This window comes from Streptomyces javensis, assembly GCF_039525925.1.
Lineage (GTDB): Bacteria > Actinomycetota > Actinomycetes > Streptomycetales > Streptomycetaceae > Streptomyces > Streptomyces asiaticus.
Map to the genome: position 1 here is coordinate 1 of NZ_BAAAIF010000182.1, position 4,318 is coordinate 4,318.

The 4,318-nt window shown below is 70.4% G+C and carries 1 protein-coding gene; it reads left to right on the forward strand.

The window, feature by feature from the left end; all coding sequences use genetic code 11:
* Positions 1–4,318: acyltransferase domain-containing protein (locus tag ABD329_RS47290; RefSeq protein WP_344318196.1), on the forward strand; the 4,318-nt coding region annotated here is incomplete at both ends.

Below are 4,318 nucleotides of genomic sequence, written 5' to 3' on the forward strand. Positions count from 1 at the left end.
GGATGCGGCGCGTGTGGTGGCGTTGCGGAGTAGGGCGTTGCGGGCGTTGTCGGGGCTCGGTGGGATGGTGTCGGTGTCGTTGCCGGTGGAGTCGGTGGGGGAGCGGTTGGGCCGGTGGGGTGGGCGGTTGTCGGTGGCGGCGGTGAATGGGCCTTCGGCGGTTGTGGTCTCCGGTGATGCGGATGCGTTGGTTGAGTTGTTGGCCGAGTGTGAGGCGGAGGGGGTCCGGGCGCGGCGTGTTCCGGTGGATTACGCCTCGCATTGCGCTCATGTGGAGGCCATTGAGGAGGAGCTTCGGCAGGCTCTCGCGGGGGTCCGTCCTCGGTCGTCGTCGGTGCCGTTCTATTCGACGGTGACCGGTGGCGTGCTGGACACCGAGGAACTCGACGCCGGGTACTGGTACCGCAATCTGCGTCAGACGGTGCGCTTTGACGAGACCGTACGCGCCCTGCTGGCGGATGGTTTCCAGGTGTTCATCGAGGCCAGCGCCCATCCGGTGCTCACGGTGGGGGTGGAGCAGACCGCCGAGCAGCATGGCTCCGACGTGGCGGCCGTCGGTTCGCTGCGCCGTGACGAGGGCGGCCTGGACCGCTTCCTGACTTCCGTGGCCGAGGCATATGTGGGCGGGGCGTCCGTCGACTGGACGGGGACGTTCGCGGGGACGGGCGCGTCCCGGATCGAGCTGCCCACGTACGCCTTCCAGCGCAAGCGGCACTGGCTGGACGTGCGGGCCCTGCCGCAGCCGGGCCCGCTCACCGAGGCCGATGCCATCGCCCCCGACGATGGCAGCGCGGACCACTACTCATCGGCGACCGATGCGGCATCGCTCCTGCGCGCGCGTCTCGCCCCGCTGAACGACGCCCAGCGAGCGGAGATGCTGGCGGAACTGGTGCGTGATCAGGTCGCCACCGCGCTGGGGCACGAAGAGCCGGAAGCCGTCGATCCGGGTCGGACCTTCAAGGAACTGGGCTTCGATTCGCTCGGCGCCGTCGATTTCCGCAACCGTCTGAACACCACGACCGGACTGCGCCTGTCGACCACGCTGCTGTTCGACCACCCCACGCCCCGGGCCCTCGTACGCCATCTGCGGGACAGGCTCCTGGGCGACGACGGGCGAGAGGAGACCGCGTCGGCACCGGTCGGGGTGGCCCCGGACGAGCCGATCGCGATCGTGGGCATGAGCTGCCGCTACCCCGGTGGTGTGCGGTCGCCCGAGGAGCTGTGGCAGCTGATCGCCTCCGGTGGTGACGCCATCGGAGGCTTCCCCGCGGACCGGGGCTGGGACCTGTCCGGGCTGTACGACGCCGACCCCGGACGAGCCGGGACGACGTACACCCGCGAAGGTGGCTTCCTCTACGACGCCGGGGACTTCGATGCCTCCTTCTTCGGGATCTCGCCGCGCGAGGCGCTGGCGATGGACCCGCAGCAGCGGCTCTTGCTGGAGACCTCCTGGGAGGTCTTCGAACGCGCGGGGATCGACCCGGCCGGGCGGGAGAAGAGCCGGACCGGTGTCTTCGTGGGCGCGATGTCCCAGGACTACGGCCCACGGATGCACGACGCCTCGGATGAGTTGCAGGGGTACCTGCTCACCGGCAACACCGTCAGCGCCGCTTCCGGCCGTATCTCCTACACCATGGGCTTCGAGGGCCCGGCGATGACGGTGGACACCGCCTGCTCGTCCTCCTTGGTGGCCCTGCATCTGGCGGTCCAGTCGCTGCGCCAGGGCGAGTGCGCGCTCGCACTCGCCGGTGGTGTGACGGTGATGCCGACACCGGGTCTGTTCGTGGAGTTCAGCAGGCAGCAGGGGCTGGCCCCGGACGGGCGGTGCAAGCCGTTCGCGTCGGCGGCGGACGGCACGGGCTGGGCCGAGGGCGCCGGGATGCTGCTGCTGGAGCGGCTGTCGGACGCTCGGCGCAACGGTCACCAGGTGCTCGCGGTGGTGCGGGGCAGCGCCATCAACCAGGACGGTGCGTCAAACGGCCTGACCGCGCCGAACGGGCCCTCCCAACAGCGGGTGATCCGAGCGGCGTTGGCGAACGCGGGACTTTCGCCCGCCGACGTGGATGCGGTCGAAGCGCATGGCACGGGCACGGCCCTGGGCGACCCGATCGAGGCCGAGGCGTTGCTCGCGACCTATGGGCGGGAGCGGAGCGCCGAGGACCGGCCGCTGTGGCTGGGGTCGGTGAAGTCCAACATCGGTCATACGCAGGCGGCGGCTGGTGTCGCGGGCGTGATGAAGATGGTGCTGGCGATGCGGCATGGGGTGCTGCCCAAGTCGCTGCATGTCGATGAGCCGTCGCCGCATGTGGATTGGTCGGCGGGTGCGGTGGAGTTGTTGACGGATGCGGTGGCGTGGCCGGAGACGGGCCGGTCGTGGCGTGCGGGTGTGTCGTCGTTCGGCATCAGCGGGACGAATGCCCATGTCATTGTGGAGCAGGCTCCCGCTGAGGCGGGTGTTGCCCAGCCGGTTGACGAGGGGCGGGAGGCCCCGGCGTCGGTGCCGTGGGTGGTGTCGGCGAAGTCCGAGGGTGCGTTGCGGGCGCAGGCGGAGCGGTTGCTGTCGGCTGTGCGCGGGGAGCTGGGCACCGATGTGTCGGTCGTGGATGTGGCGTCGTCGCTGGTGACCACGCGGTCGGTGTTCGAGCACCGGGCGGTGGTGCTGGCCGGTGAGCGTGAGGGGTTTGTGGCTGGGCTGGAAGCGCTGGTGGATGGCGTACCGGCGGCGGGTGTGGTGCGGGGTTCTGTGGTGCCGGGGAAGTTGGCGGTGTTGTTCTCGGGTCAGGGCAGTCAGCGGGTCGGGATGGGGCTGGGGCTGTGTGAGGCGTTTCCGGTGTTCGCGGAGGCGTTCGATGAGGTGTGTGGGCGGTTCGACGGGGTGTTGGAGCGTTCGCTGCGGGAGGTGATCCGTGGGGATGCGGATGGTCTGGATGAGACCGCGTATACGCAGTGTGGGTTGTTCGCGGTGGAGGTGGCGTTGTTCCGGTTGGTGGAGTCGTGGGGTGTGCGGCCGGATTTCGTGGCGGGGCATTCGATTGGTGAGTTGGTGGCGGCGTATGTGGCGGGGGTGTTGTCGCTTGCGGATGCGTGTGTGTTGGTGGCGGCTCGTGGGCGGTTGATGCAGGGGTTGCCGTCGGGTGGGGTGATGGTGTCGGTGCAGGCCGCCGAGAGCGATGTACTGCCGTTGCTGGCCGGTCGTGAGGCCGAGGTGAGTGTGGCGGCGGTCAATGGTCCGTACTCGACCGTGATCTCCGGTGCTGAGGCGGCGGTGGTGGAGGTCGCCGGGTTGCTGGAGGTCGAGGGGGTCAAGACCAAGCGGCTGCGTGTCTCGCACGCCTTCCATTCACCCCTGATGGAGCTGATGCTGGCGGAGTTCCGGCGGGTGGCCGAGGGGCTGTCGTACGCGCCTCCGCGTATCCCCGTCGTGTCGAACGTGACGGGCCTGGTCGCGGACGTCGAGGCGCTGTGCTCCGCCGAGTACTGGGTGCGGCATGTGCGTGAGGCCGTCCGGTTCGCGGACGGGGTACGGAGTCTGGCGGACGCGGGAGTCACCACCTTCCTGGAGCTGGGTCCGGACGGGGTGCTGTCCGGGATGGGGCAGGAGTGCGTCTCCGACGCGGTCTTCGCATCGGTGCTGCGCGCCGGCCGGTCTGAGGTCCCTTCCCTGCAAGGTGCCCTCGCCGAGATCTACGTACGAGGGCGGCAGGTCGACTGGTCAGCCCTGTTGGCGCCGACCCGCCCCCGTCGCGCGGAGTTGCCGACGTACGCGTTCCAGCGGGAGCGCTTCTGGCTGGAGCCGGTCCGCGGCGGCACGGCCCCGGCGCTGACGCGGGCGGCTGATCCCCGGCGCTATCAGGTGTCGTGGGCGCCCGTTTCGGACGTGGTGGGTGCTGCGCTGACGGGCACGTGGCTGATGGCGGTCCCGGCGGGGTCGGCCGGGGATGAGTGGGTTGCGGACTGTGTGGCCGCGCTGGCGGGGCGCGGTGCCCGGCCTGTCGTGGTCGAGCTGGGGCAGAACGACACCGACCGTGCGGTGATGGCGGTCCGGCTGCGCCGGGCCCTGGAGGAGGCCGAAGTCTCTGACGCCGCAGGTGTGGTGTCGCTGCTGGCGCTGGCGGAGGGGCGGCACGGTGAGTACGGGTCGGTGCCGTTGGGTCTGGCGCTGACCTTGTCCCTGCTCCAGGGGATCGGGGATGCGGGCGTGGGTGGCCGTGTGTGGTGTGTGACGCGGGGTGCGGTGGCGGTGAGCGGTTCGGAGATCCCGTCGGGTGTGGAGCAGGCGGCGGTGTGGGGGATGGGCCGGGTGGCCGGGCTGGAGGCG